Consider the following 3,887-nt stretch of genomic DNA (forward strand, 5'->3'; position numbering starts at 1 on the left):
CCACGCCGCGCTGCAACTCGTTGATGCGGTGTTGCGCCGCCGAATTGCGCCGCCAGCACTGGCAATGGCAGCAGGCACTGGACCTAGTGCCGGTAGGCGATTTTTCACTGTACGATCAGGTACTGGATATGAGCTTTACCCTGGGTAATTTGCCCAAACGGCTAGCCGGACTTAACGGCACTGAGTTAGATAACTATTTTCGGCTGGCACGCGGCCGTGCCGCTCAGACTCAGCAACAAGATCAGGATAGCCACTGTGTGCACGCCGCTGAAATGACCAAATGGTTTGATACCAACTACCACTATCTGGTACCGGAAGTCAGCGCCGACAGCCAGTTTAGCCTGAACAACGAGCGGCTGCTGAGTCAACTGACTGAGGCCAAAGCCCAGGGTGTGAAAGCCAAGCCGGTGATCATTGGCCCTGTCACTTACCTGTGGCTGAGTAAAGCCAAAGATGGCTCGCAACGCCTGGCATTACTGCCCGCGTTGCTCAGGGTGTATCAGCAATTACTGGCTGAGCTAGCGCAACATGGCGCCGACTGGGTACAAATAGATGAGCCGATATTAGCCACTGAGCTGGACAGCCAATGGCAAAGTGCGCTGAGCCAGGCTTATCAGGCACTGCAACACAGCCCGCTGCGGCTATTGGTCACCAGCTACTTTGGCCAGCTCGCAGACAACTTGCAGCTGACGCTGGCGTTACCGGTGGCAGGTATTCATGTTGATGCGGTGCGCGGCCGCGAAGAGCTGCCGGCACTACTGGCTGCCCTGCCCAGCGATAAAGTGTTGTCACTGGGGGTGATAGATGGTCGCAATATCTGGAAAACCGATTTAACCGCGACGCTGGATTTTCTGGAGCCACTGGCCGCCGACTTAGGCGAGCGTCTATGGCTGGCGCCGTCTTGCTCTTTATTGCATGTACCGGTCGATTTAGCAGCAGAGCGCCAACTGGACAGCGAACTCTATAGCTGGCTGGCTTTTGCCCGGCAAAAACTTACTGAGCTGACTATTTTGGGCCAGGCGCTTAACCAGGGCCGGGCCAGTGTCGAGACAGAGCTGGCCGACAATCAGGCGGCGATTCAAAGCCGGCGCCAGTCAAGCCGGGTGCATAATCCGGCAGTAAAAGCGGCGGTGCAAGCCATCAACGCCCAGTATGGCCAACGGTTAAGCCCTTACCACAACAGAGCAGAGAAACAGGTGCAGCATTTGCCGTTGCCGCTCTACCCTACCACCACCATAGGCTCATTCCCGCAAACCCGGCAAATCCGCGAGGCACGGCTGGCCTTTAAAAAGCAGCGGCTGAGCGCAGCAGAGTACCGGCAACAGATGCAGGCCGAAATTGCTTTTGCTATCGATGAGCAGGAAAAACTCGGGCTGGACGTGCTGGTGCACGGCGAAGCCGAGCGCAACGACATGGTGGCGAACAGCTTGAAGGCTATGCCTTTAGCCAGTATGGCTGGGTGCAATCGTACGGCTCGCGCTGTGTTAAACCGCCAATCCTGTTTGGTGATATCAGCCGGCCCAAGCCGATGACCGTCGACTGGACGCAGTACGCCCAATCGCTGACCACGAAACCGGTGAAAGGTATGCTGACTGGCCCGGTGACCTTACTGAACTGGTCTTTTGTGCGCGACGATCAGAGCCGGCGCGACACCTGTCTGCAATTGGCATTAGCGGTGCGCCAGGAAGTGCAGGATTTAGAAGCAGCCGGCGTACAGATCATCCAGATTGACGAAGCAGCACTGCGTGAAGGCCTGCCACTGCGTAAAGCCGACTGGCAGGCCTATCTGGACTGGGCAGTGGAAGCGTTTCGGATCAGCGCCAATAGCGTTAAAGACGAAACACAAATTCATACCCATATGTGTTATTCAGAATTTAACGACATTATCAGCGCCATCGCCGACATGGATGCCGATGTCATCACCATAGAAACCTCACGCTCGGATATGGAACTGTTAGAGGTGTTTGAACAGTTTGACTACCCGAACCAGATTGGCCCCGGTGTTTACGATATTCACACACCGAATATTCCAAGCACTGGGCAAATGGTGAAGTTAATGCAAAAAGCTGCCGGGCGTATCCCCGCTCAGCGCTTATGGGTTAACCCGGATTGCGGCTTAAAAACCCGGCAATGGCAAGAGGTAATACCCGCATTGCAACACATGGTGCAGGCGGCAAAAGTATTGCGAGCAAGCCACTAAATATTGTGTAACCCGAACCAGTTAAGCCGATGCCGGGCGCATCGGCTTATGCTGTGATTAGCGCAGTAATGTTACTGTTGGCTGACGAGGCTGCGATAACACTTCTGGATGTGCTTGCACATAATTAATCACTGCTTGTGCCGCGACTCTGCAGTCAAATAGCGGTGGATCACAGGGAAGTGCTGGCACTGTCGTGTACAGGCTGCGATAAGCACTGGTCGGATTCGCGGTTTGTAAAGGCTGCATCGACTGCACCTTAAAAGCCTGTGGTTGCCCTTGCTGCAACACCAGATCAACACGTTGTCCGGCTCTGGCAATAGCCTGAGCCAGCAGATACCAGCCATCATTACCATCAGCCAGATAACTGGTAACACCCAAAGTATAGTGCTGCTCTGGCGCTATATCATGCCACTGGCCTTTGTCACGCCATTGCAACTGCGTAAAACTGGCCTGCCCGGCGGCGTGTTCAATCACACTAAAACGCAAATGGCTGCTATAGGGAAATTTTCCGGCATGCGCGCCTTCCGGCAGGGTGTCGCTTATCACCTGAAGTAACAGGGCTTTTAACTCAGCGCCTGTCACTTGCACCACACTTAGCGGCGCGGCAAAGGGCAAGACTTCCAGAAAAATGTGACCCTGATACAGATCTCCCGCCTGCAGATCACTGCGGATATTACCGGCACCGACCAGTGTAAAATCAACCTTTTTACCGGTAACCTCTTGCACTGCAGCAGAGTTTAACCAGTAATAAAAACCGTCAGCCACATGGCCGGCCAGTATTGAGCCATGCTGATCGCTACCACCAGTACCCGGTAAACGCACATGCTGTAATGGCTGCTCGACCTCAGCGATTTTAGCGCCATAAGCCTGTTGTACTGCCGGTAAATATTGTGTATCCAGCAGTTGTCTTAGCGCGCCATGCTCAGCGGTGATGCTGGTGTTTGGCATAGCATCAACAAAGTGTGCTAATTGCTGCTGCTCGGTTTCTGACACCGCACTTTGTGCATTACGGCTGGGCCTCTGATAAAAGTTGTTGCTGGCTAAAATGGTGTTCTCCCCTTCACAGCGCGTTAGCTGGCCGGCGACATTAAATTCAAGCCTAACTGCGCCTATGGCCTGAGCAAATTCACCGGCTTGCACCACACAGGTATAATTGAGGCCATCAGCATTAGTGATCAACTGCGCATAGTCGCCCGGCTGGCCTTTAAACCACTGCCGAAAATCGCCTAACAGGCTGTGCGAATGACCGCCGACAATGACATCTATACCATTTACCGCTTGTGCCAGTAACAGATCGCGCTGATGCCCTAAATGAGTAACTGCAATAATATGCTTAACACCCAGGGCGGTCAGCTCATCAACCGTGCGTTGGGCAGTAGCAATTTCACTTTGAAAGGTCACAGCTCCGGTCAAAGGAGTAATGCTGGCCATATCTTCCAGCGCCAGTCCAAACACCGCCACCAATTGCTCGCGCCCGACATCCGGTAGCTCAGCTAGCGGGGTTAATTGTTGCTGTTCAAGTTTAAATAACTGATAAGGTAATAACGTTACATCGGCCAATGCCGGTTCAGCACTGATATCGACATTGGCGGCTAACAGCGGAAAATTGACATTAGCAATAAAATTGGCCAGCTTGTCCAGCCCGGCATCAAATTCATGGTTGCCTAACACCATAGCATCCAAGCCA

1 protein-coding gene and 1 pseudogene are annotated in these 3,887 nt (G+C 53.5%); one reads left to right on the plus strand and one right to left on the minus strand.

The features are described from left to right. Positions 1-23 precede the first annotated feature (23 nt). Positions 24-2,200, plus strand: a pseudogene (gene metE, locus V7D78_RS16420) (5-methyltetrahydropteroyltriglutamate--homocysteine S-methyltransferase). A 57-nt stretch (positions 2,201-2,257) separates the two neighbouring features. Here metE and V7D78_RS16425 read toward each other — a convergent pair. Continuing rightward, positions 2,258-3,887 (minus strand): bifunctional metallophosphatase/5'-nucleotidase (locus V7D78_RS16425; protein ID WP_333609538.1); only part of this gene is annotated, 1,630 nt, incomplete at its 5' end.

It is taken from the genome of Arsukibacterium sp. (genome assembly GCF_036735525.1).
GTDB lineage: Bacteria > Pseudomonadota > Gammaproteobacteria > Enterobacterales > Alteromonadaceae > Alishewanella.